A 25016-nucleotide genomic window follows, 5' to 3' on the forward strand; every position below is an offset into this window, starting at 1 on the left:
GCACGACTTTAAATAAACTTTATAATATACACTCCATCCTATGTCAAAAGACATTCGAATTAAAAGAGGACTTACTCTACGATTAAAAGGGGAGGCGGAAAAACAAATAGTTGAGGCCCCAAGGTCCAAGACCTATGCGATTAAACCTCCAGATTTTCATTCAGTTGTTCCAAAAATGGTGCTCAAAGAAGGAGCAAAAGTATTAGCCGGAGATGTGCTTTTCTTTTCAAAATATGCTGAAGAGATTAAGTTTACATCGCCTGTTAGCGGAACCCTGAAAGAAATTAAACGAGCTGAAAAGCGCCGAATAGTAGAGGTGATTATCGAAGCCGATGCTACAGATTCTTACAAAGATTTTGGAACACTTAATGCAGCAACCGCTCCGGCTGAAGCTGTTAGTGAAAAAATCCTTGCAAGTGGCTGCGGAGCTTTTTTTATGCAACGTCCCTACGATGTTGTCGCAGACCCTAAAGATACGCCTAAGGCTATTTTTATCTCAGCAGTAACCACCGCACCTTTAGCAGCAGATCTAGGCTTTGTTTTAAAAGATAAAGTAAAATCTTTTCAGGAAGGAATTTACGCTATACAAAAACTTACACCAGGTAAGGTTCATCTATCAGTAGATGATTCTTCGTATCCAATTCTTAAGGATATTAAAGGTGTAGAGTTACATAAAGTTAGCGGTCCTCATCCTGCAGGTAATGTTGGTATTCAAATCCATAAAATCGATCCTGTTAATGCAGGTGAGCGTGTTTGGGTTGTGGGTGCAGATCACGTGCCGGTAATTGGTAATTTGTTTTTAACAGGAAAGGTAATTGCTAAGAAAGCAGTAGCTGTTGCTGGTAGTGAAGCAAAAGATCCAAAATACTACGACGTAGTTATGGGTGCTAATTCTGCCGATTTAATTGGTAATCAAATCCCAGATGATGTAAGAATTATTTCTGGTGATGTGTTAACCGGTGATCGTATTAGTAATAACCATTACTTAGGTTTTTACCATAATACCTTAACGCTAATTCCTGAAGGTAATAGCTATAGAATGTTTGGATGGTTGCCATTTACTTACAACAATATCCACTCTAATTCTAAGACTTCATTATCCTGGTTATTCCCTAACAAAAAATATGAGCCAACTACAAACCTTCATGGTGAGGAGCGTGCGCTTGTAGTTACCGGAGAAATGGAAGAAGTTTTACCAATGGATGTTTATCCAATGCAATTGCTAAAAGCATGTATGGCTGGTGATATCGAAAAAATGGAAAACTTAGGAATTTACGAAGTAGCGCCTGAAGATTTTGCGTTGATAGATTATGTTAACACTTCTAAATTAGAAGCTCAGGAAATTATTCGTCTAGGATTAGATTTAATGATTACTGAAGTAGGATAAAAAGTTTAATTATGGAATGGATAAGACAACGATTAGATAAATTTAAAGAGCCTTTCGGTAAGGGGAAAAAACTTGAAAAGTATGCCCCAGCCGTAAATGCTCTTGACACTTTTTTGTTTACACCTAATCACACCACTCAATCTGGTGCTCACATTCGTGATGGTGTAGATTTAAAAAGAACAATGATAACTGTAGTATTAGCTTTGATTCCTGCCTTGATTTTTGGTATGTGGAATGGAGGTTATCAATACTTACATCAATTGCCAGAATATGCAGACGGTGTTCCTTTTATGGATGCCTTCTTAGAAGGAGCTATTAAGATTGTTCCTATGATCATAGTTTCTTATGTAGTAGGTCTTGGTATCGAGTTTGCTTTTGCTATTTACAGAGGTCACGAAGTTAACGAAGGTTACTTGGTTACAGGTTTACTTATTCCTATGGTAATGCCAATCGATATTCCATTATGGATGGTAGGTATTTCTGTAGTTTTTTCAGTAATCATAGGTAAAGAAGCTTTTGGAGGTACAGGGATGAATATTCTTAACCCTGCATTAACGGCTCGTGCTTTTGCATTTTTTGCGTACCCTACTTATATGTCTGGTAATACCGTTTGGGTTCATAATGCTTATGAGGTGGATGGAGTTTCTGGAGAAACTATTTTAGGTAAGTTAGCTTCAGATACAGATGTTCCATATAGTACGCTAGATATGTTCTCTGGATTAATACCAGGTTCTGTTGCAGAAACATCTACAATATGTATTTTGGCAGGAGCTTTGATATTAATACTAACAAAAGTAGGAAGTTGGAGAATAATCTTAAGTGGTTTCGCTGGAGCAGCAGTAATGGGCTTAATTTTTAATTCACTACCATCTTTAGGTATAGAAGGAAATCCGCTTACGAATTTCCCATGGTACAATCATCTTGTGATAGGAGGTTTGGCATTTGGAATTGTATTTATGGCGACCGATCCTGTTTCTGCGTCACAAACAATGAAGGGGAAATGGATTTACGGATTCTTGATTGGATTATTTGCAGTGATGATCAGGATTTTTAATCCTGCATATCCAGAAGGGATTATGTTAGCTATCTTGTTAATGAACGTATTTGCTCCGGTAATCGATCATTATGTGGTTGAGGGCAATGTGAAGAAGAGAAAGAAAAGATTAGCTACAGTTAAAGAACAACAAGTGAAAACAGCTTAGTTATGGAAGAGAAAACAGTTAATAAAACGAATACTAACGGTTATACCTTTTTATTCGCCATCATAATGGTGTTAGTGGTAGCCAGTGTACTTGCGTTTACAGCGACTTCGCTGAAACCATTACAGACAGAAAATGTTCGTAATGAAAAAATGCAAAATATTCTAGCTACGGTAGGTATCCAGACGAGTAGAGATAGCGCGCAGGCATTATATGATCAATATATTACAGAAACAGTTGCTTTAACTGAAGATGGTTCTGTTGATGAGTCTGCTGATGCTTTTGAAGTAGATCTAAGTAAAGAATTACGTAAACCTGTAAATGACCAGGTATATCCTTTATATGTTGCCAATATAGAAGGTGCTAAATATTATATCGTGCCACTTAGAGGTAAAGGACTTTGGGACGCGATCTGGGGTTATATTTCTCTTAAAGATGATGTAAATACAATCAAAGGAGCTGTGTTTGATCACAAAGGGGAAACACCAGGTTTGGGAGCAGAGATTACACAGGCATGGTTTCAGGAACGTTTTGCTGACGAAAAGATTTTCGATGAAAATGGAAATTTGGTCGGAGTGTCTGTTGTAAAAGGCGGTAACGCTAGTTCAAGTAAGGATAATAATGAGGTAGATGCTATTTCTGGAGCTACAATTACCGGAAACGGAGTTTCAGATATGATTTCAGAAAGACTTAAACATTATCTTCCTTATTTTAAGCAACAAACTGACGTAAAAGTAGCAACTAAGTAATTATGAAGACAGATAACACAAACACTTCTACAGATTCAGCTAAAAGTGCTGCTGAGAAGAAAAAAGATGAAATGATTCTGTTCTTATCAAGTTCAGAAGAGAAGGAACATTTTCTGTCTAAGAATAACAGAAAATTATTATCAGACCCGTTTGACGACAATAACCCGATTACGGTTCAGGTATTAGGAATTTGTTCGGCTTTAGCAATTACAGTGCAATTAAGACCAGCTTTAGTAATGGCACTTGCGGTAATTGTGGTAGTTGCTTTTTCTAACGTAATTGTTTCTTTAATTAGAAACCTTATTCCAAACCGAATTAGAATTATCGTACAACTTGTAGTTGTAGCGTCTCTTGTAATTTTGGTGGATCAGGTTTTAAAAGCCTATTCTTACGATGTTAGTAAACAGCTCTCAGTTTTCGTTGGTCTTATTATTACCAACTGTATTGTGATGGGACGTTTGGAAGCTTTTGCTTTAGGTAACGGAGTATATAAATCTTTCTTGGATGGAATAGGAAACGGCGCAGGATATGGTTTTATCCTTATTTTAGTAGCTTTCTTTAGAGAACTATTAGGTTCTGGAAAACTTTTCGGATTTGAAGTTTTAGGACATAAAGCTCCAACGATGGCAGAGTCTACCGGACTGTACGCTTTAGGTTACGAAAATAATGGTTTGATGCTTCTATCGCCAATGGCTCTAATTATCGTTGGGATCATTATTTGGGCACAACGTGCAAGAAACCGTAAACTAATCGAAGAATAAATAGCAACAGCGAAATATCTTATTATGGAATATATAAATTTATTTGTTAGAAGTATTTTCATAGAAAATATGATTTTTGCCTACTTTTTAGGAATGTGTTCCTATTTAGCAGTGTCGAAAACGGTGAATACAGCTGTTGGTCTTGGAGCGGCAGTTATCTTTGTACTTACTGTAACAGTGCCTATCAACTTTCTATTGGATCAGTACTTATTAAGTCCTGGTGCATTGGCATGGTTAAGTCCTGAATATGCAAACGTAGATCTTAGCTTTTTAAGCTTTATCATGTTTATTGCGGTAATTGCATCAATGGTACAATTGGTAGAAATGATTGTTGAAAAATTCGCTCCTGCTCTTTATGGTGCATTAGGAATATTTCTTCCGCTTATCGCTGTAAACTGTGCGATTTTAGGAGGATCTCTTTTTATGCAACAGAAGAATTTTGGAGGAATTTCGGAATCAATAACCTATGGTTTAGGTAGTGGAGTCGGATGGTTCCTTGCTATTATAGCTATTGCCGCAATTAGAGAAAAAATTACCTACTCTAATGTCCCTGCACCATTAAAAGGTCTTGGTATTACTTTTATCATTACCGGATTAATGGCGATTGGTTTTATGAGTTTTATGGGTATTAAATTATAAAAGAAAAACAACAACAATGACAGTTATAATTGCAAGTATCGTTGTATTCTTAATTTTGGTTCTTCTTTTAGTTTCTATCCTTTTAGGAGCTAAAGCGAAGCTTATACCTTCGGGACCTGTTAAAATTAATGTAAACGGAGAAAAAGATCTAGAAGTAAGTTCAGGAGGAACACTTTTAGGGACTTTAGGCTCAGAAAAACTTTTCCTTCCATCTGCTTGTGGTGGAGGTGGTACATGTATTCAATGTAAATGTATCGTAAAAGAAGGAGGAGGAACACTTTTACCTACTGAAGAACCACACTTTACCCGTAAAGAAATTGCTGACGGATGGAGATTAGGTTGCCAGGTAAAAGTTAAACAGGATATGAAAATTCAGATTCCTGAAGAAGTATTTGGTATTAAGAAATGGGAAGCTACCGTTGTTAGGAATTACAACGTAGCCTCTTTTATTAAGGAATTTGTAGTTGAGATTCCGGAAGATATGGATTACAAAGCTGGTGGTTATATCCAGATTGAAATTCCTAAATGTGAAGTTCCTTACGAGGATATAGATATTACAGCGCACCCGGAAGAACACGAAACTCCGGATAAATTCCAGGCTGAGTGGGATAAATTTAATTTATGGCCACTAGTAATGAAGAATAATGAAACTGTAGAGCGTGCTTACTCTATGGCTTCTTATCCTGCTGAAGGGCGTGAAATTATGTTGAACGTTCGTATTGCTACTCCGCCATGGGATCGTGGTAAAAACGATTGGATGTCTGTAAATCCTGGTATTGCTTCTTCTTATATATTCTCAAGGAAAAAAGGAGATAAAGTAACAATTTCAGGACCTTACGGTGAATTCTTTATCAACGAAAGTGAATCGGAAATGCTTTATGTAGGTGGTGGAGCTGGTATGGCACCAATGCGTTCTCACCTGTATCACTTATTCCGTACTGTAAAAACCGGAAGAAAAGTAACTTATTGGTATGGTGGTCGTTCTAAGCGTGAATTGTTCTACACAGAGCATTTTAGAGCATTAGAAAGAGATTTCCCTAACTTCAAGTTTTATCTTGCCCTTTCAGAACCAATGGAGGAGGACAACTGGAAAGTGAAAGAAGGAATCGATGGTGAAGGAGACGGATTTGTAGGATTTATTCACCAGGTTGTTATCGATAACTATTTAAGTCATCACGATGAGCCTGAAGAAATAGAATACTATTTCTGTGGACCGCCATTAATGAATAAAGCGGTAGAAAAAATGACCGATGATTTTGGAGTTCCAAGAGAGAATGTAAGATTCGATGATTTTGGAGGTTAATCCTTAATTAATATTATAAAAAAGCCGACTAATTTAGTCGGCTTTTTTTATGTTCAATTGGTGCAGCTTTATGCATCTATTTGTAATTTTGTGCTATGGCGAACGAATTGACAAAACAAGAACTACATAACCTTGCAATGAATGTAGTTGGGGAAGATTTGGAGAAGAATGGATACGAATTCCTAGGAGTAAATAGTAGTATAAAAGCGAATCCACAATTTGTAGCTTTAAAAAATAAAAAGCTGCATTTTGTTGTTGTTCGGGCTATTCAATATCCAAAGGATCCTAAAATTATGGATAGGATCTATATGGAAACCATGAGAGAGCATGCGTCTAAATTTGAAGCTCGTGCTTTTTATGCCGGCGTAGGAATCGCAAATGCTAAAGATTACGAATTACCAGTAACTCACGATGATAATTATATAATAAACTATGATGGTTGGCAAGAAGTTTAAATTTACAGCACTAATAATAGCTATTGGTTTTGTGTTAATTGGATGTGAGGGGAACGAATTTGAAGAAAAGAATTACTCGGGATCTGCATTAGGAACTACCTATCATATTAAAATCTTTACCGGAAAAGAAGATCTAAAAGTTGATAAAGGTCTTGATAGTATTTTTCAGGTTATCAATAAGTCTATGAGTACTTACTGGAAAGATTCAGATATTACACTTATCAATAAAGGAGTAGATTCCATTAAAGTGGACGAGAACTTTCAAAGAGTTTTCAATGGATCTAAAAAGATTTATGAGGAAACCGATGGATATTTTGATCCAACTGTTGGAAATTTGGTTAATGCATATGGTTTTGGACCGGATAAACGTTTAGAGCGTTTAGAAAATGACACAATAGATTCATTATTGAAATATGTGGGCTTAGATAAAATTCAGTTATCTTCTGAAGGAAAAATCATTAAGCAATATCCTGAAGTTTATCTTGATTTTAATGCTATCGCAAAAGGATACACATTAGATGTTATTGCCGAATTTTTTGACAATCTAGGGGTGAAGAATTATTTAATTGAATTGGGTGGAGAATTAGTAAGTAGGGGAGAGCATATCACTAAACAGAAGCCCTTTATCGTAGCCATAGACGACCCAAGACAGGAAGAAGGTGAAAGAACATTCCAGGCAACATTAGAGCTTAAAAATAAAGCCATGGCTACTTCTGGTAATTATAGGAAGTTTAGAATAGATTCTATTACAGGAGAAAGATTTGTACATACTATTAATCCTTTAACTGGTAAACCCGAACGCAGTAATTTGCTCAGTGTATCTATACTTGCTGAAAATTGTATGTTTGCTGATGGTTATGCCACAGCATTTATGGCTCTCGGTTTAGAAAAGTCTAAAAAAGTTGCAGCGAAATTAGATAATATCGATGTGTATCTTATCTATGCTGAAAATGATTCAACTAAGGTGTATACTTCGGAAGGTTTTAGTGACGTTCTTTTTGACTAGATTTTCTTACAAACCGGAATAATTTCGCCTTTAGCTAAGCGATATTTATTAACTTCTTCCGAAGAAATTTGAGCGGTATAATCGACTTCCTCTACACTAAAGCCTAGGTTTCTTAGTTTGTCGAAATAGTCTCTACCGTAAACACGTACATGGTCATATTGTCCAAAAATGCGGGCTCTTTCTTTAGGATTGGTTATGCTATCATCTTCAAAAGTAGTTGCTCTATCTAATTCCTGCGGAATTTGTAAAATCGCAGTTCCACCAGGCCTTAGAACGCGGAAAATTTCCTGCATGGCTTTCGTATCATCAGGAATATGCTCCAATACATGATTACATAAAATGAAATCATATTGGTCATTTTTGAACGGTAAATTGCAGATATCGGCTTTTACATCTGCTAATGGGGAATTAAGATCTGTTGTGGTATAATCAAGATTCTTTAGTTTTCTGAATCTTTTATAAAAAGCCTGTTCAGGGGCGAAATGCAAGACCTTAATATCTGCTGTAAAGAAATTAGTTTCCTCCTTTAAATAAAGCCATAAAAGCCTGTGGCGCTCTAAAGAAAGCGTCGACGGAGAGAGTACATTCTCTCTTTGATGCTCATAGCCGTAGGGTAAAAACTTTTTGAAGCTTTTACCATCAATAGGATCTGTATAAGTTGTACCCTTTAGCGAAAGCACCAAGAAAGGCTTGGCTAAATAGCTCAGACGTATTAGTAACGGTCTGGGTACTGTATTAAGAATTTTTTTAAAAAGCTTTTTCATTAATTCATATCTTTCCGGAGCCAAAGATATTGAAATTATATGCTTTCTTGGGGTTTTATATCGAATCTAAACTTCGATATCTCCCCAATTCTCACCGGATTTGATTCGGTATAATTGCATTTCTGAAACACCAAACTGTTTCGCAAGAACCCGAATTCTTGTTTTTCTGTTTGGATCTAAGAGTTTCTTTTTAAGAATCACGGCCTGTGCATAAGTCAATTTAGAATATGACGTTACTTTTCTAAGTTTACGTTTCTTCTTGTTTTCCTTTACGCTAGGGCTGTTATATTGGTGTGCTACCCATTCTTCTTTGGTAGCCCAGGCAATATTTTCTACGCGATTGTCATCTTTTTCGAAGTTTTTATGAATTACATACTTATCACCTTCTTTTTTATCCAGAAATAATTCTGCTACTATACGGTGTATGTAATAGGTCTTGGATTTTCCAGACTTCAATTTTACCGCGAAATTAAGGTAGCCGCCAACACGGCCGCCACGCATTAATTCGCCTTCTTCTTTGTTTTTTAGGAAGCTAACCAGTCTACCGTAGTTTGATACTTTGTAGACAAAACGGTCTTCCCATTCTTCTTTGTGTAGGGTTTTCCAAACCTCTCCTCTGAAATTTTTAATCATAGGTTTTTGCTCTAAATTCATCTTCTTCATTACTCTCTATGCCTAAGGCATCATAGATATAACTGAAGGTAGACAACAGCTCCGGTTTGCCGTCAATTAAAGCTACGTCATGTTCAAAGTGAGCACTTGGTTTATTATCTGCGGTTAAAATAGTCCAGCCATCGGGAAGCTGTTTTATACGACGTGTACCTAAATTAGTCATAGGTTCTATCGCAACGACCATTCCTTCTACAAACTTTTTTCCTCGACCTCTTTTACCATAATTGGGCATTTCAGGGTCTTCATGCATTTCAGCGCCAAGGCCGTGGCCAACTAGCTCACGAACAACTCCGTAGCCATGGTCTTCAGTATATTTCTGAATGGCATAGCCAACATCACCGACACGATTGCCGGCTTTGAATTCTCTTATTCCTATATAAAGCGATTCCTTGGTAACTTTCAGTAGCTCTTGTGTTTCAGGGGCGATTTCTCCAACTGCGAAAGTATAAGCATGATCTCCGTAGAAACCATTTTTTAAGGCACCACAATCAATAGAAATAATATCACCTTCCTCAAGGGGTGTATCGTTAGGTATCCCGTGCACTACTTGTGCGTTAGGACTCATACATAATGAATTTGGGAAATCGTACATTCCTAGGAACCCCGGGTGGGCTCCATGATCTTTAATAAACTCTTCTGCCAGTTTATCTAACTGAAGGGTAGTAACCCCAGGCTTAACCTCTGGTGCTAACATACCAAGAGTTTTTGATACGATTTGTGCGCTTTCCCGCATTAATTCAATCTGTTCCCTTGTTTTAGGTATAATCATCAGTATTAATCTTTATAATCTACCGAAAAATCGGTTTTTTTTCTTTTTACTTGGTTTTGTTTTTTTGCTAGAATCGTCGCTAGAGAGCATCTGATAGATTTCCCCCCAGCCGAGCATGCCACCAATATTACGATCATCAATAAAGATGTCTGCCAAAATCTTGCGACTTATGCTTTCATCGTAATTTTCTTCAGGATAGCTTTTATTTATGGCATAAAATATAATACCATTTTTTTTACAAAAGTTTACGGCTTCATCTAAACGTGAGCCTTTACGGTAAGTCCATAGAATAAGGTTATGCCCATCATCTTGCAGCTTTTTCAATGTTTCAAAAGCAAACAACATAGGCTTACCTATATCTGGGTACTTATTTTCTACAATAGTACCATCAAAATCTATCGCTATTGTTAGTGTAGGGGACATAACGTTCAGCAAAATTAAATGAATAACAGCTAATTATCCGTTTTTAAATACTTATTTATTCGGCGTACGAATTGGCATATTCTTTTCCGCTAACAATTTTAGCGATGTCTTCTTCCAGACTCTCTTGAGCAAACTCTACAAATCTATTTACTTCTTTACCATTTTTATAAAAGATCATTGTAGGAACACGATTTAGATCTACTTCTGCTTCGTATTTCTCTGGTGTAGATTTGCTATAATCTACCGCAACTGCTTCAAGATTACTCATATCGTAATTCGCTTCATCCAAAATCTTAAAAAATCGAGGAGTTTCTCTTTTGCTATCACCGCACCAGGTACCCATAAAGATCTTTATTTCATAATCATTTATGTTCTCTTTGATGGTAGCCATTGCATCTTCTTTTGGAGAGAACTGCTTGTAGCGCGGCTCGAACCAGGAAGAATAGGGCTTTTGCATAAGATCTGTTTTCTCAAACTTACCAAGAAGCATACTCTGCTGAGGAGTAACGATCTCTTCTTTACTATCGCTATTCTTAGACGAACTATTTACTAAACTGCCGCACCCTAAAAGTACGGCAGCTAAAAATGGAATAAATTTTATCATTCTTTCTAATTTAATCTACGAGGGAATCTTGAGTCATTAATTCTGGCTTTTCTATTCCCATCAGTTTTAATATTGTAGGTGCGATATCACCCAATTTTCCGCTTTTGATTTCTTTAATATCTTTATCCAAAAGAATTAATGGAACCGGATTTGTAGTGTGAGCTGTATTTGGAGACCCATCTGCATTGATCATTGTTTCACTGTTACCATGATCTGCAATAACAATAACAGAGTAATCATTGTCCATAGCAGCCGTGCAAACATCCTTAGCACATTCATCTACAGTTTCGCAAGCTTTAACGGCAGCATCAAAAACGCCTGTGTGCCCAACCATGTCTGGATTTGCGAAATTTAAACAAATAAAATCAGCCGATTTTTTATTCAATTCAGGAATAATTTTATCTCTAATTTCATAAGCACTCATTTCTGGTTGCAAATCGTAAGTAGCTACTTTTGGAGAATTACACATAATTCTGCTTTCTCCTTTAAACGGCTCTTCACGGCCACCAGAGAAAAAGAATGTTACGTGTGGATATTTCTCAGTTTCAGCAATTCTAATTTGTTTTTTACCGACGTACTCTAAAACTTCTCCTAGTGTACTTTTAATGTTATCTTTTTTAAAGATCACATTGATATTTTCAAAACTGTCATCGTATTTTGTTAGTGTAACATAATAAAATGGCATTTTCTTCATTTCATACTCTGCAAAGTCATCCTGACTTAAAGCCTGAGTAAGCTGGCGTCCACGGTCTGTTCTAAAATTAAAGAAAATCACTACATCCTTTTCCTGTAATTTAGCAACAGGCGTGCCATCTTCTTTAGTAACTACGATAGGCTCTATAAATTCGTCACTAACATCGTTATCATAACTCTCTTGTATAGCCTGTACTGGATCCTGTGTTTCTTTACCTTCTCCTTTAACAATCAGGTCGTAAGCTTTTTCTACACGTTCCCAACGCTTATCACGATCCATCGCAAAATAACGTCCTATTATAGAAGCTAACTCTCCATTAGTTTTTTCTAAATGCTGTTGGATGTCTTCTACAAAACCTTTTCCTGAATGTGGATCTACATCACGCCCATCTGTAAATGCGTGAAGGTATTTTTTCTTTATCCCGTAGCTTTCTGCTGCAGTTAAAAGTCCTTTGATATGGTTAATATGTGAATGAACACCACCATCACTTAATAGCCCCATAAAGTGTATAGGCTTATCGTTTTTCTTCGCATATTCGAAAGCTTCACGTAAAGCAGGCTCCTCTATAAGAGATTCGTTTTTTACTGCCTGATTTATTTTTACAAGATCCTGGTATACTACACGACCAGCGCCCAAATTCATATGGCCAACTTCACTGTTACCCATTTGTCCTTCTGGCAAACCAACATTCATACCGTCGGTTCTAAGTTGTGCGTGAGGATATTTTTCTGAAATTTCGTCTATGAATGGAGTTTTGGCTTTTGCTACGGCAGAAACTTCTGCATTTTGAGTTTGTCCCCAACCGTCCAAAATCATTAATAATACCTTCTTATTCATTGTTTGGTGTAAATTTTTGATAAATATAAAAACAAAATAAATTTTTGATAAATGCTGTGACCTTAATGTTTTATTAAAGTTAAGCACTTTTTGAGGAATAAAATTGACAACTAAGAATAAATCTTTACGAAAACGATATAAAATCGCAAGTTTTTGATTTTAGAAATAAATATAGGGCTCAGTGATTTAAAATTTAACATTTCTTGGCGTAGCTTTTGCAATATTGTAGTGAAATCAACGTTAATATGATTCATTTATGTCTTTAATGAATCCAAGAGGCAAAGTGTTAAATATCAAATAATTATCTTATAAATTGTTAGGGTTTATTATTTTTTGTATGTTGGCAAAATATTTAGAAAAAATTAACAAACACACCTATATGACGAGAAGATTGATGGCTGTAGCGGTAATTTTAATGTTTTCAACCGCCTTTTCGGGTTCTACCCCAAGCACAGAAATTCATCTAACAAAAGATGAAAATTTATTAGCTGAATTAGATCATTTTGAAATTGAGAAGACAGAACTTTCTTTCGAAGAGAAAGTAGGAATGCTTTACGATACTTTTAAAGATAGAAATGAAAGTATGCCAAAGGTAGAGGCTTTTCAGAATGCAATGAAAGGTTACTATAAATTGGAAGATGAAGGGAGAGTTAAAAATAAATTACTTACCATTATAGATTTTGATCTTTCTTCTAAAAAGAAAAGATTCTGGGTTTTAGATATGAAAAATCAGGATGTGCTTTTTAATACTTACACAGCGCACGGCAAAAATTCTGGAATGGAGTTTGCCAAAAGTTTTTCTAACGCGGTAAACAGTCATAAAAGTAGTTTAGGTTTTTATGTTACTGGCGAAACTTATTATGGTAAAAACGGACTTTCTCTTTTTATAGATGGTATGGAAAAGAACTTCAACAGTAATGCTAGAAAGCGTTATGTTGTTATTCACGGGTCTGATTATGTGAATGAGAGTTTCGTTACCAGTAGAGGTAGAGCTGGTCGTAGTTACGGATGTCCTGCAGTACCAAGAGTTATTAGCAAGAAAATCATTAATACCATAAAAGGAAACTCTGTTGTTTTTATAAATAAAAGCTACGAAGATTACCTAGATGGTAGCTCTTATTTAAATAGTAAGAAGGCGTAAATAGAATAATCAAGTTTATAAAAAAAAAGCCTCAAGTTAAAAACTTGAGGCTTTTTTTATGCTCTAACATCAGCGTATTCTCGATTCCTGTCAAACATGACTTCAGTAAAAGGGCAGAGCGGATCAATTTTTAAATTATTCTCTCTAGCGAATGTAACGGCTTTTTCAACCAATTGACTGGCTATGCCTTGTCCTTCAAATTGTCTTTTTACTTCAGTATGATCTATGGTAATTATCTGTTCGTTTTTCTTGGTATAGGTTAATTCAGCAATAATACCTTTTTCACCTTCCATGTAAAACATGCCCATTCGATCATTCTCCTTATGTTTTATAGGATTTTCCATTGTTTTATTTCAAAATATCATCTACAATTCCGTACTCTAAAGATTCTTCAGCATCCATCCAGTAATCACGATTAAAATCTTTCATTACTTTTTCTACAGTCTGCCCACAGTTCTTCGCTAAAATTTCAGCACTTAATTCTTTAGTTTTTAAAATTTCTGTAGCCTGAATTTCTATATTCGAAGCTTGACCTCTTGCACCTCCAGATGGCTGGTGGATCATTACTTTAGCGCGTGGTTGTATAAAACGTCTACCTTTTTTACCAGCAGAAAGTAGTATAGATCCCATAGAAGCTGCAAGTCCTGTACAAATAGTAGATACAGGAGCTTCAATCGCCTGGATAGTATCATAAATCGCAAAACCGTCGGTAACATATCCACCCGGGCTATTGATATAAAGTTGAATTTCTTCTTTTCCTTCCAAATCAAGATAAAGCAAACGATCAATTACGTGCTTAGCAGATTTATCATCTACAGCACCCCACAAGAATATTTTACGTTCTTCTAAGAATTTTGCATCTATTTTATCCTGAATTTTTCCTGGCTTATCTTTCATTATGCTTTCTTTTCAAAAAATTATTATCACATAAAAATATGATTAATTTTGAAGAAAAATAAAATTTGGACCTTTCATTTAACAGGATTTTAAAAGACCAACTAGATTTAATTATTCCGCTTATCCAAGACCTTGCAAAAGATCCCATTCCTGCTGAAGTTTTAAAAGAACGTTTTGAGCAAATGTTGAAGCAAAACTATCAATGTTTCGGAATATTTATGGACAGCAAAATTATAGGAGTATTTGGTTTGTGGGAAATGACGAGACATTATGCCGGTAAAATTTACGAAGTAGATCACATTGTTATTGCTGAAGCACATCGAGGGCAGGGAATAGGTGAGAAGCTATTCTCTTTTATAGATGATCTTGCAAAGAAAAATAACGCAGCTACAGTTGAATTGAATACTTATGTAGAAAACTTCAAATCTCATAAGTTTTACATGAATCAAGGTTATGTAATTAGGGGGTATCATTTTCAGAAAAAATATTACTGAAAAATTTGGAGAAAACTATAAAACTAATTTATATTTGCAACCGCTTTAGGCGGGAGTAGCTCAGTTGGTAGAGCGTCAGCCTTCCAAGCTGAATGTCGCCGGTTCGAACCCGGTCTCCCGCTCTCAAAACCCTGCTGTATCAGACAGCAGGGTTTCTTATTTTAATTCTTATTGGCTTACTAGATAAGATTCTTTAAATACCGCGTAAAATTAAAAAAGCCGCGCATGATGCGTGGCTTTCTATATTTCCCAAAATGTTTTATATGGCCAAATTTGAGGAATGCTTGTCTTTAAAATTCTCGGCTTAGGGCAATGCTATTTCAAAGTATAAGAAGTGAACGCAAAAAATATGATGAAAGAAATAACAGCGATTACCCCAGCCGAAAATTAACCTATTAACTAACAACCAAAATCTTTTTCATAACGATTTGATCTGTAACAAACTTATTCTTTGATTGTTAGAAAGCGATTAATAACAGATTAAAATTGCATTAGAATTTAAGAAGTCGCGGGAAGCCTGATCTCTATGGACGTTCCGCTGGTTGTATTTGATGTAGCAATTAAGCTGCCTTTATGCATGTTAATCACGTTTCGGCTTAATGGTAATCCAATCCCGTAGCCATGAAAATTTTCGGTATTTCTTGCTCTAAAAAAGGGATCGAAAATATAAGGAAGATCGGCTTCAGGAATACCGATACCGTTGTCTTCAACTCTAATAATTACTTCTTGATCTGATGCTGAAAGCGCAAAAATCACCCTTTCATTCTTAGAATATTTACATGCATTCATTACCACATTAGAGATTGCTAAATGCAATAATTGGCTATTTCCATTAACTGAAAGTTTTTCAGGGTTTTCAGGTAACAAGTCAAAATCCAGATGAATCACAGCCTCTGGATAGATTTTTTCGACTGTTTCTTTTACATCTATAACCAGCTCATCAATGCGAAGTGGGCTAAGCGTTTGGGCTTTACCATCATAACCGGTTTGTGCTAAAAATAACAAAGCTTTGGTTTTTTTGTCAAGCTTACCAGCTTCTTCCAGAATCGTTTTTAAGGATAATATATATTCTTCTTTAGATCTTTCTTTGGCAAGGGTAACATCTGCTTCGCCAATAATAGACGTTAAAGGAGTATTTAACTCGTGAGAGGCGTTACTAATAAAATTCTTTTGGGTTTCAAATGAAGTTTCTAATCTATTCAACATATTATTGAAGGTAGCGGTAAGGCTTCTCAGCTCTTCATTGTCTTCGGTCTCTTTTAGTCTAAAATTTAAATTTTCAGTACTAATTTTTTTCATATCACCAATGATAGTCTGTATTGGCAGTAAAACCCGTCTTGAAAAAAACCATGCAATAAATACAATTATTAAGATTGAAATTAATAATGCAATTAAAAGTAGGTTTCTCAGGTAAACGATATGATGCGTATTGTAGTAATTTTCAGCAGAAACAATAACGAGGTAATCTTTACCGCGATTGTGATATTTTATTCCCGAATAAAATGTATTCTTTTCTTTATAATATGCCCTTTCTTGAGAATCGATATCTTCTAAAAAAGATTTAGAAAGGCTTAAATTAGATTTGGTGTGGATATCGAACTTTTGAAGATCGATAATAGTAATTTTTTCGTTAGGTAATTCTTCCAGGAAATCCTGCCGAATTTCTTTAACAGCATTAATATCCTGATCGTCTTCTAATTCGATCTTCGCCATAGTGATGGCTCTAATTTCTAGTCGCTTATAAAAATCGGTGTAAGAGTAATCACTAATAGAAAAGTAAATGAATCCGCTAAATACTAGAATATAAGCTAGAAAAATAGAGGTAAGAAAAAGAATAATTTTATTCTGTGTCTTCATCGTCTTCCTTTAAAACATATCCCATACCAATAATGGTATGTATTAGTCTGGCGTTATCATCTTTCTCAAGCTTTTTACGCAAATAATTTACGTAAACATCGACGACATTGGTGCCAATATCGTAGTTTACACCCCAAACATTTTCCAGTAGTTCGGTACGAGAAATAACCCTTCCCGGGGCTTTTAAAAAAGCTAGTAGTAGTTTGTATTCTGTAGTTGTTAGTGCAATCTTTTTCCCATTTCTTGTAACAGTTTTAGAGGTGTCGTTTAGCTTGATATCAGCAAATCTAAAGCTGTCGTCGGGTGTTGCCGCATTAAAGTTCTTAGATCGTCTTAAAAGACTTTTTACTCTCGCAGTAAGTTCAATAAATTTAAAAGGCTTGGCTAGATAATCATCTGCCCCGCTGTCTAAGCCAATAGCGATATTTTCAGAGCTTCCTAATGCGGTTAGAAATAGAATAGGGACTTGGTTGTTTTCCTCACGAACGGCTTTGCAAATTTCCATACCGTTCATTTCAGGTAACATGATATCCAGGATAAGAAGATCGAAATTATTAGAAGTTGCCATCTGATAGCCTTCTTTGCCATTTAGGGCAATGCTCATTTCGAAACCTTCTTCAGAAAGTCCTTTATTAATAAAAGAACAAACTTTCGCATCGTCTTCTACAAGTAATATTTTAGCGTTTTTAGTATCCATAGCATTTCATCGGAAGTCTAAAATAATAAGAAATTCTTCAACTAAGTAGAAAAATAGGAACAATAAAAAAGCGGCCAAAATTAGCCGCTTTTTCTATAAATTAAAGAGATTTATATGATTAGCCATTCATGCTAATAAGAAACTCTTCATTGTTATTAGTTTGTTTAATTTTTTGCTGAATAAATTCCATAGCTTCTACAGGATTCATATCGGCAAGATATTTACGCATTATCCACATACGCTGGATGGTGTTTTCATCTAATAAAAGATCATCACGACGCGTGCTGGAAGAAATAAGATCGATTGCAGGGAATACTCGTCTATTAGAAATTCTACGATCTAATTGAAGTTCCATGTTACCGGTTCCTTTAAATTCTTCAAAGATAACCTCGTCCATCTTAGATCCTGTATCTGTAAGCGCTGTTGCGATTATAGATAAAGAACCACCGCCTTCAATATTACGAGCGGCACCAAAGAAACGCTTAGGTTTGTGTAGTGCATTGGCATCTACACCACCACTTAAAACTTTACCACTAGCTGGCTGTACAGTGTTGTAAGCTCTGGCAAGACGTGTAATAGAATCTAATAAAATCACTACATCGTGACCACATTCTACAAGACGTTTTGCTTTTTCTAGCACGATATTGGCTACCCGAACATGTTCGTGCGCTTCCTTATCAAAAGTAGAGGCAACGACTTCACCCTGTACATTACGTTGCATATCGGTAACTTCCTCAGGACGTTCGTCGATTAACAGTACAATTTGATACACTTCAGGATGGTTGGCAGCAATAGCATTTGCAATATCCTTTAGTAACATCGTTTTACCAGTTTTTGGTTGGGAAACGATCATACCACGTTGTCCTTTACCAATAGGAGCAAACATATCCATCACTCTGGTTGAAATAGAACTTTGCTTATCAGCAAGGTTAAATTTCTCCTTTGGGAAAAGCGGCGTAAGATGCTCAAAAGAAACGCGATCTCTCACTACTTGAGGATCTAGGCCATTAATTTTACTGATTTTTATTAAAGGGAAATACTTTTCTCCCTCTTTTGGAGGTCTAATTTGCCCTAAAACGGTATCACCTGTTTTTAATCCGAATAAACGAATTTGTGACTGCGATACATAAATATCATCTGGAGAAGTAAGGTAGTTGTAATCTGAAGATCTTAAGAAACCGTAGTTATCCTGCATGATGTCCAGTACACCTTCACTTTCGATAATCGCATCAAACTCATAATCTGGCTGGCGGTAGCGGTTGCGATTGTCGCGATTACCACTGCCTTTATGATTATTGTTGTTATCGTTATTGCGATTATCTTTTTTATTGTTGTTAGGAGTGTTGCGAGGTTCCTTGCGATTGTTATTTCCGCGGTTATTATTCTTCGCAGAATTATTATCGTCGCTTTTAGGTGAAACCTGCTCCTTTTCTTTCTCTTTTCTCTTAACCTTATTCGGCTGCTTAGCTGCAGCAGGCTGAGGTTTATCTGTGTTTTCTTTCTTGGTAGTTTCTTCCTTTTTTTCTGAAGGTGTTACTTCAGCCTTTTTAGGTCTACCAGGTTTCTTTTCACTACCAATCTTTTTTCTTGGTCTTTTTGGCTTATCCTCGGTTTTTTTCTCTTCGGCCTTTTCTTCTTGTAGCGCTTCTTGAGTTTTCTTTGGGTTAGCAGCCTGGTAATCTAGAATTTGGTACACTAGATCTAATTTTTTAAGACTTCTAAACTTTGGAACGTTTAGGGATTTGGCAATCTCCTGAAGCTCAGGTAGCTTTTTAGCTTTTAAATCAGAAATTTCAAACATGAATAGTCAAGAATAAATTTTGTTTGGATTGAATGATAAACTTCTCTTGGAAGAATAGAATTTTTTTGGAGTCATAAGTAACCTGTAAAGAACTGGTTACGAAATGTGAATGCAATTATACAACTTTATTTACAAAATTATCTGTTTTTTCTGAAAACTTTATTTTATTTTTGTCGCCAGATTGAAGAGAAAATGCTACAACGTATACAGACAATTTATTTACTAATCGCAGCTATAGTCAGCCTTGGGCTTATTTTTTTATTCGCTTTATGGCAAACTGCTGAAGGTAGCCCAGTTTACGCTCAGGATCAAATAACCGTATTTATTATGTTTATTGCATCCGGATTATTATCTTTGGTGAGTATTTTTATGTTCAAAAATAGAAAGCTTCAATTTGTGTTGGGGCGTATCAATATATTATTAAACTTTATTTTACTAGGAGTGTTTGTTTATTGGTCACTAAGCTTACCCGGAGAAATGAATATTTCTGAGAAGGGTATTGGGATGTTTCTTCCTATCATTTCTATCGTTTTTCTAGTTCTGGCGAATAAAGCCATTAAAAAGGACGAAGATCTTGTAAAATCTGTAGATCGATTACGATAAGCCTATAATCTTAGTAGTATTAGTGCGTTGAAAACCCGAAGTGAAGACTTCGGGTTTTTTTATTTTCAATTTTTTAATGACAACCAGTTTTTGCTGAAGCTCGAGCTAAGATTAGACATTTTAACGGCCTATTTTTTTACGTTATCCCTGAACACTGCAAACTGAAGCTGCCAACTGCATGCTAGACTGAGCCTTATTTCGATGCCAACTCAATAACTTCCAGATCTTTAATTTCTTTGCCATCGATGGTAAATCTAAGCATGGTCCGTTGTTTATGCCATCCATGTTTGCCTGCTGCGCCAGGATTCATATGTACTAATCCCAGATCTTTGTCCATCATCACTTTTAAGATATGAGAATGACCGCAAATAAATAATTTAGGAGGATTTTGCCGAATCTCATCTCTAACTGCAGGATTATATTTCTTGGGGTAGCCGCCAATATGCGTCATCCAGACATCAACATCCTCGCACATCCAACGTTGATGCAATGGAAATTCTTTTCTAATTTCAGCGTTATCGATATTGCCATAAACGCCAATAAGTGGCTTGCCAGTAGCCTGCAGTTTATCGGTCACATCTAAATCTCCAATATCACCCGCATGCCAAATTTCGTCGGCTTGTTCAGCGTAATGAAGAATTCTGTCGTCAATATAACTATGGTTATCGCTTAATAATAAAATCTTTTTCAAAATAGCTCTTTTTTGAGGGGTTAAAGCTTTTGCTTAAGTACAATTTAGCAGAATAAATACCTTATCTTTGTACGCTGCAAATTTAGAAAATTCAGTTTAGCTTTGAGGTATTTTATAGATTTAGCCTATTTGGGTTCTGCGTATCACGGTTGGCAGATTCAACCAGATGCTATAAGTGTACAGCAGGTCATTCAGCAGGCACTTTCTAGAATACTTCAGCAGAATATAGAAGTAGTAGGAGCGGGGAGAACCGATGCCGGTGTACATGCTACGCAATTATATGCTCATTTTGATAGTGAAGTTCTATTAAATGAAGAAACACTTCAATTTAAACTGAATTCTTTTTTGCCTAAGGACATTTCTATTCAGCAACTATTTAAAGTTCAGCCACAGGCGCATGCCAGATTTGATGCGTCTAGCCGAAGTTATGAATATCATATTGTAAATTCTAAGGATCCTTTTAAAATCGATCTCGCTTATTACCTTTTGAAGCGACCAGATGTTAAAAAGATGAATCGAGCAGCGGCAATGTTGAAAGATTACACTAATTTTAAGTGCTTTTCGAAAAGCCGAACCGATGTAAAAACCTATAATTGCACTATTGCTGAAGCTTTTTGGGAACAAACTGAAAACGAGCTAATATTTCACATCACCGCAGATCGTTTTTTAAGAAACATGGTAAGAGCGATTGTTGGAACATTATTAGAAATCGGATATGATAAAAATTCAGTTGAATTTTTGAAAGAAATCCTTAAAAGTGAAGACAGAAGTATGGCTGGATCTTCGGTTCCTGCCCATGGTTTATATTTAACCAAAATAGAATACCCTAAAACAGCACTTTTTGATGGCCTCTAAAACCGGAAATGCATTTGATTTTGATCTTTTTAAGCGCTTGCTTAAATATACCAATCCCTACAAACTAACTTTTTATTTTGTAGCAATAACCGCGATATTATTATCGTTTTTTGCCGTTGCAAGACCCTATTTGTTGCAGGTGACGATCGATGATTCTATCACACCAAAGGATAACGGGAATTTAATTTTCTACGTTTCTTTGATGATTGGGTTTTTAATTCTGGAGGTAACATCTCAATTTTTCTTTATCTATTTTGCGAATTTACTAGGACAAAATGTAGTTAGAGATCTACGTGTGAATTTGTTTAAACACATGCTTCAGTTTAAGATGAAGTATTACGACAAATCTGCCGTTGGTCGTCTGGTAACTCGTGCTGTAAGTGATATCGAAACAATTTCCAGTATTTTTAGTCAGGGGTTATTTATGATCATTAGTGATTTACTAAAAATGATCGTCGTTCTTGGGTTTATGTTTTATAAAAGCTGGCAATTAACACTGTTGGTAATTACCGTTTTACCTTTTATTATCTATGCTACTCGGGTTTTTCAAAAGAAAATGAAAATTGCCTTTGAAGAAGTACGTACACAAGTGGCTAACCTAAACACCTTTGTTCAGGAACGAATCACAGGGATGAAGATTGTGCAACTTTTTAATCGTGAAAAAGCAGAATATGAGAATTTTAAAGAAATAAATAATAAGCATCGCAAAGCCTGGGTGACTACGGTTTGGTATAATTCTATATTTTTTCCAATTGCAGAAATGTCTACTTCTATAACCGTTGGTCTGATTGTGTGGTTTGGTGGATTGCAAGCGGTTAATGATAATCCAAATATCACATTGGGGGTTATTATCGCTTTTATCGAATTATCACAGATGCTATTTAGACCCTTACGCCAAATTGCAGATAAGTTTAATACATTACAAATGGGAATGGTTGCTGCAAATCGCGTATTTGGAATTTTAGATACAGATTCTACAATTTCAGATAATGGTACAAAAGAGCTTCATTCTATTAAAGGAGAAATCGAATTCAAAAATGTTCGTTTTAGTTATGTGGAAGAAGAAGAAGTTTTGCGCGGTGTAAACTTTAAGGCAAATACTGGAGAAACAGTTGCGATTGTGGGAGCCACCGGAGCTGGGAAATCTACTGTTATAAATTTACTGAATCGTTTTTACGAAATTGATAGCGGTACAATTTTAGTGGATGGTATCGATATCAAAGATGTTACTTTAAAATCTTTAAGATCTGAAATTGCAGTAGTGCTTCAGAATGTATTTTTGTTTGCAGATACCATCATGCATAATATCAAACTTGATAATCCAGACATTACCGAAGAAGATGTTATTACTGCAGCAAAGCAAATTGGTATTCATGATTTTATAAGTAGTTTGCCAAACGGCTATAACTATAATGTAAAAGAGCGCGGTGCGATGTTAAGTTCTGGGCAACGCCAGTTAATTTCGTTTTTACGAGCTTACGTAAGTAATCCTAGTATTTTGGTTTTAGATGAAGCGACCTCTTCAGTAGATACGTATAGTGAGCAGCTTATCCAAGACGCTACAGATAAAATTACAAAAGGTCGAACTTCGATTGTGATTGCCCACCGATTGGCAACCATTAAGAAAGCTGATAAAATTATGGTAATGGATAGTGGAGAGATCGTAGAAATGGGAACTCACGACGAGTTATTGCTAAAAGACGACGGTCATTATCGTAAGTTGTACGAAGTACAGTTTATGGCAGAAGAGCCTTTACAATAAATCTTCTATATCCTACGTTAGTTTTTTTGCATTAAACATCTTCCGAATTATAGAAATCACGTATGCAATATTGTTCCATTAAGGAAAAAGCACTAAATAAGACGAGGTTTATTCCTTTTTTAGCGATTTTATTTCTGAATTTTTCGCCACTTACTTCATTTTCTCAAGGCACTATAGTTTTAGATAAAATCGAAGAATTTAGATATATCGATGCAAGAAAAAACCTGCTTCGAATCGAACTGAAAGCCAAAGATTTTGAGGCTGATTGGGATCATTTCTTAAGAGTTGAAAATATAGGAACGGTAAAAGACGATACAGGGACGATCTTATCTCCTCACGAAAATTATCCTTACAAGGGCCAATGGAGCGGCAATAGTTTGTTCAAATTAAATTTTTTCGCACCCAGTAGAGAGGCCACGAAGTTGACTGAGATTTCTACAGTGGTTTCTTATTTTACTATTTCTGAAGAGAAAAAATCACTGCTTCAAATTAATAATATTACCAATAAAAAAGACACCGATCTTTTATCGAAACTTGATGTAGATACAAAGCTGATTTTGATCGATTTTCAGAAGCTGAAGACTTTAAAAGATCAACCTGGGTTTGAGGATTATATTAAGGAACTTTATAAAGAAGTCGGTATTGGTGATTCATTAGAAGAGGCGCGAAAATTTGTGGATCAGTTGTTTTACTTTTCTTACGATGAGGTTGGTAGGCAATTATTCTTTTATAAGAAAGATCCCGAGGATAAAATTTTTAAGTTGAATGTATATAACGCAGAAGGCGAAAAAATAAATACAGGATATTCGTACACGGGAGAGAAGATTGTACTTCATCTATCAGAAAAAGTGACCTCAGAATGTCGACTTGAAGTGAAATATGAGCATCCCGATGCGATTGAAGAGATCAAATTAGAATTAAAAAATATACCGCTTCCTTAAGGCATTTGTAATGAAAAAAATAATATTCTTTTTACTCTTAATTACGAGCCAGTTTCCTCAAGAAATTATAGCGCAGGAATTTCAAATATTTCTATTCAATATTAAAGAAAATCGTTCTATAGTGTTCAATGATCAAACTCCAATAGGCGGCTGGCGAGAACCCAAAAATCAGATTAAATTATCAACTAGCTTAAATGGCTTACAGCTAGATAAGGATCATCTGGTGAAAATAAATGATTTAAAAGTTGTTGAAGATCAGGGAAATGTGGTGAGAGAAATGGAATCTTCAAAAGAGAGGAAGTATACCACTAGCAAATTGCAAGAAATTGTATTGGAAGCGCCTAAGCGGAAAGCAAAATCTTTAACTCTTAGTGGAGAAGTATTATATTTTAATCCAGATACGTCTAATAATGGTTTTATAGTTATTACTAATTTTTTAGACCGGAAAGGAGAAAATCTATTCGATAATCAAGGTAATGAAGCTGAATTAATCGCCTTGACTACAGCACAGATTTTAGAAGCCTACGATAAACTTGATAAAAACTTTCTAAAGCAATTAAACGAGCCACAAGAGGAATTGAGTAGAGAAGAAAAGCAAGAAATAGAAATTACACGCGGAATTTTAGGATCGATGATTAGGAAGACGAAAGCGAATCCTGAAACCATCTTAAGTTTTAAAACGAACAAGAAACCGGAAGATTTTTATAGTATCGAAGTTTTTACTGAAGATAAGAAACTTATATCTACAGGTTTTACCTATGTTGAAGGTTTGTATCAAGTTACCTTAAGTGAAAAACTTTCTGAAAATAGTTTTATTGAAATTAAAATGGATAATGAAGATGCCGTTAAAAAGATCGATTTTAGGTTGGAAGATATTCTATTACCGTAATGTAGCTTTCATTTTATAGTTCTCAGCCATCAGCGTTTGAAATTCAAGATTTAAAAACTAAAGCAAAATTTCTTCATTTTCAGTTATCGCCTTCAGTATTCCTGACCTCTGCTTTTGATACTTGAA

General features: G+C 35.6%; 27 protein-coding genes and 1 tRNA gene. 16 read left to right on the forward strand and 12 right to left on the reverse strand.

The genetic code is table 11. From position 1 onward, the window contains the following. The first annotated feature begins 40 nt into the window (after window positions 1–40). From QWY91_RS18015 to QWY91_RS18050, 8 genes are all read left to right on the forward strand, one after another. On the forward strand, window positions 41–1387 hold the full coding sequence (locus tag QWY91_RS18015; RefSeq protein WP_290236895.1) for a Na(+)-translocating NADH-quinone reductase subunit A: 1347 nt from the start codon (window positions 41–43) through the stop codon (window positions 1385–1387). An 11-nt stretch (window positions 1388–1398) separates the two neighbouring features. Beyond that, complete coding sequence (locus QWY91_RS18020; protein WP_290236896.1) at window positions 1399–2589, forward strand: NADH:ubiquinone reductase (Na(+)-transporting) subunit B; 1191 nt, start codon at window positions 1399–1401, stop codon at window positions 2587–2589. Window positions 2590–2591: 2 nt separating this feature from the next. Then, a complete protein-coding gene (locus QWY91_RS18025) occupies window positions 2592–3335 on the forward strand; it encodes a Na(+)-translocating NADH-quinone reductase subunit C (RefSeq protein ID WP_290236897.1) in 744 nt (247 codons plus the stop codon). 2 nt (window positions 3336–3337) lie between these two features. Then, window positions 3338–4096: an NADH:ubiquinone reductase (Na(+)-transporting) subunit D gene (locus QWY91_RS18030; protein WP_290236898.1), complete on the forward strand. Its 759-nt coding sequence runs from the start codon at window positions 3338–3340 to the stop codon at window positions 4094–4096. A 24-nt stretch (window positions 4097–4120) separates the two neighbouring features. Further along, window positions 4121–4735: an NADH:ubiquinone reductase (Na(+)-transporting) subunit E gene (gene nqrE, locus QWY91_RS18035; protein WP_290236899.1), complete on the forward strand. Its 615-nt coding sequence runs from the start codon at window positions 4121–4123 to the stop codon at window positions 4733–4735. Window positions 4736–4751: 16 nt separating this feature from the next. Continuing rightward, window positions 4752–6038 carry an NADH:ubiquinone reductase (Na(+)-transporting) subunit F gene (nqrF, locus tag QWY91_RS18040; RefSeq protein ID WP_290236900.1) on the forward strand — a complete coding sequence of 429 codons (1287 nt, stop codon included), beginning with the start codon at window positions 4752–4754 and terminating at the stop codon, window positions 6036–6038. A gap of 95 nt (window positions 6039–6133) precedes the next feature. After that, a complete protein-coding gene (locus QWY91_RS18045) occupies window positions 6134–6493 on the forward strand; it encodes a DUF8840 domain-containing protein (protein ID WP_290236901.1) in 360 nt (119 codons plus the stop codon). Continuing rightward, on the forward strand, window positions 6471–7499 hold the full coding sequence (locus QWY91_RS18050) for an FAD:protein FMN transferase (RefSeq protein ID WP_353958656.1): 1029 nt from the start codon (window positions 6471–6473) through the stop codon (window positions 7497–7499). Before QWY91_RS18045 ends, QWY91_RS18050 begins: the two co-directional genes overlap by 23 nt. Here the strand turns inward: QWY91_RS18050 and QWY91_RS18055 are convergent. From QWY91_RS18055 to gpmI, 6 genes are all read right to left on the reverse strand, one after another. Beyond that, window positions 7496–8263: a methyltransferase domain-containing protein gene (locus QWY91_RS18055; protein WP_290236902.1), complete on the reverse strand. Its 768-nt coding sequence runs from the start codon at window positions 8261–8263 to the stop codon at window positions 7496–7498. The two genes, QWY91_RS18050 and QWY91_RS18055, sit on opposite strands and share 4 nt — an antisense overlap. Before the next feature lie 66 nt (window positions 8264–8329). Then, window positions 8330–8896 carry an HNH endonuclease signature motif containing protein gene (locus tag QWY91_RS18060; protein WP_270060593.1) on the reverse strand — a complete coding sequence of 189 codons (567 nt, stop codon included), beginning with the start codon at window positions 8894–8896 and terminating at the stop codon, window positions 8330–8332. Continuing rightward, window positions 8889–9704 (reverse strand): type I methionyl aminopeptidase, encoded by an 816-nt coding sequence (gene map / locus QWY91_RS18065; protein ID WP_290236903.1) that lies wholly within the window; start codon window positions 9702–9704, stop codon window positions 8889–8891. The genes QWY91_RS18060 and map overlap by 8 nt, the downstream gene beginning before the upstream one ends. 12 nt (window positions 9705–9716) lie before the next feature. Continuing rightward, window positions 9717–10127 (reverse strand): BT0820 family HAD-type phosphatase, encoded by a 411-nt coding sequence (locus QWY91_RS18070; RefSeq protein ID WP_290236904.1) that lies wholly within the window; start codon window positions 10125–10127, stop codon window positions 9717–9719. 55 nt (window positions 10128–10182) lie between these two features. Next, the gene (locus QWY91_RS18075; RefSeq protein WP_290236905.1) at window positions 10183–10731 is read right to left on the reverse strand and encodes a thioredoxin family protein; all 549 of its coding nucleotides are present in this window, start codon (window positions 10729–10731) and stop codon (window positions 10183–10185) included. 10 nt (window positions 10732–10741) lie between these two features. After that, window positions 10742–12262, reverse strand: coding sequence for a 2,3-bisphosphoglycerate-independent phosphoglycerate mutase (gene gpmI, locus QWY91_RS18080; RefSeq protein WP_290236906.1), 1521 nt, complete (start codon window positions 12260–12262; stop codon window positions 10742–10744). Between the two features lie 379 nt (window positions 12263–12641). On the opposite strand from gpmI, the gene QWY91_RS18085 reads away from it, so the two are divergent. Next, a complete protein-coding gene (locus QWY91_RS18085; RefSeq protein WP_290236907.1) occupies window positions 12642–13403 on the forward strand; it encodes a murein L,D-transpeptidase catalytic domain family protein in 762 nt (253 codons plus the stop codon). A gap of 56 nt (window positions 13404–13459) precedes the next feature. Here QWY91_RS18085 and QWY91_RS18090 read toward each other — a convergent pair whose 3' ends face one another. After that, window positions 13460–13747 carry a GNAT family N-acetyltransferase gene (locus QWY91_RS18090; RefSeq protein WP_290236908.1) on the reverse strand — a complete coding sequence of 96 codons (288 nt, stop codon included), beginning with the start codon at window positions 13745–13747 and terminating at the stop codon, window positions 13460–13462. 4 nt (window positions 13748–13751) lie between these two features. Beyond that, window positions 13752–14300 carry a ClpP family protease gene (locus QWY91_RS18095; protein WP_290236909.1) on the reverse strand — a complete coding sequence of 183 codons (549 nt, stop codon included), beginning with the start codon at window positions 14298–14300 and terminating at the stop codon, window positions 13752–13754. A gap of 65 nt (window positions 14301–14365) precedes the next feature. Here QWY91_RS18095 and QWY91_RS18100 point away from each other — a divergent pair, with 65 nt between their 5' ends. Continuing rightward, complete coding sequence (locus QWY91_RS18100; protein WP_290236910.1) at window positions 14366–14794, forward strand: GNAT family N-acetyltransferase; 429 nt, start codon at window positions 14366–14368, stop codon at window positions 14792–14794. A 49-nt stretch (window positions 14795–14843) separates the two neighbouring features. Beyond that, a tRNA-Gly gene (locus tag QWY91_RS18105) sits at window positions 14844–14916 on the forward strand. A 376-nt stretch (window positions 14917–15292) separates the two neighbouring features. Here QWY91_RS18105 and QWY91_RS18110 read toward each other — a convergent pair. From QWY91_RS18110 to rho, 3 genes are all read right to left on the reverse strand, one after another. Beyond that, on the reverse strand, window positions 15293–16651 hold the full coding sequence (locus tag QWY91_RS18110; RefSeq protein ID WP_290236911.1) for a HAMP domain-containing sensor histidine kinase: 1359 nt from the start codon (window positions 16649–16651) through the stop codon (window positions 15293–15295). Further along, complete coding sequence (locus tag QWY91_RS18115) at window positions 16635–17348, reverse strand: response regulator transcription factor (protein ID WP_290236912.1); 714 nt, start codon at window positions 17346–17348, stop codon at window positions 16635–16637. The genes QWY91_RS18110 and QWY91_RS18115 overlap by 17 nt, the downstream gene beginning before the upstream one ends. Before the next feature lie 118 nt (window positions 17349–17466). Continuing rightward, window positions 17467–19149: a transcription termination factor Rho gene (gene rho / locus QWY91_RS18120; RefSeq protein WP_290236913.1), complete on the reverse strand. Its 1683-nt coding sequence runs from the start codon at window positions 19147–19149 to the stop codon at window positions 17467–17469. 192 nt (window positions 19150–19341) lie between these two features. Here rho and QWY91_RS18125 point away from each other — a divergent pair, with 192 nt between their 5' ends. Continuing rightward, window positions 19342–19752 (forward strand): DUF4293 domain-containing protein, encoded by a 411-nt coding sequence (locus tag QWY91_RS18125; protein ID WP_290236914.1) that lies wholly within the window; start codon window positions 19342–19344, stop codon window positions 19750–19752. Between the two features lie 193 nt (window positions 19753–19945). Here the strand turns inward: QWY91_RS18125 and QWY91_RS18130 are convergent, their stop codons facing one another. Next, complete coding sequence (locus QWY91_RS18130; RefSeq protein ID WP_290236915.1) at window positions 19946–20443, reverse strand: metallophosphoesterase family protein; 498 nt, start codon at window positions 20441–20443, stop codon at window positions 19946–19948. A gap of 102 nt (window positions 20444–20545) precedes the next feature. Here QWY91_RS18130 and truA point away from each other — a divergent pair, with 102 nt between their 5' ends. The 4 genes from truA (at window position 20546) to QWY91_RS18150 (ending at window position 24890) form a co-directional block, all read left to right on the forward strand. Further along, the gene (truA, locus tag QWY91_RS18135) at window positions 20546–21298 is read left to right on the forward strand and encodes a tRNA pseudouridine(38-40) synthase TruA (RefSeq protein WP_290236916.1); all 753 of its coding nucleotides are present in this window, start codon (window positions 20546–20548) and stop codon (window positions 21296–21298) included. Further along, window positions 21288–23060 carry an ABC transporter ATP-binding protein gene (locus tag QWY91_RS18140; RefSeq protein WP_290236917.1) on the forward strand — a complete coding sequence of 591 codons (1773 nt, stop codon included), beginning with the start codon at window positions 21288–21290 and terminating at the stop codon, window positions 23058–23060. The genes truA and QWY91_RS18140 overlap by 11 nt, the downstream gene beginning before the upstream one ends. A 62-nt stretch (window positions 23061–23122) precedes the next feature. Next, complete coding sequence (locus QWY91_RS18145) at window positions 23123–24001, forward strand: hypothetical protein (protein WP_290236918.1); 879 nt, start codon at window positions 23123–23125, stop codon at window positions 23999–24001. A 10-nt stretch (window positions 24002–24011) separates the two neighbouring features. Further along, complete coding sequence (locus QWY91_RS18150; RefSeq protein WP_290236919.1) at window positions 24012–24890, forward strand: hypothetical protein; 879 nt, start codon at window positions 24012–24014, stop codon at window positions 24888–24890. Window positions 24891–25016 lie beyond the last annotated feature (126 nt).

This window comes from Zunongwangia endophytica (assembly GCF_030409505.1).
Lineage (GTDB): Bacteria > Bacteroidota > Bacteroidia > Flavobacteriales > Flavobacteriaceae > Zunongwangia > Zunongwangia endophytica.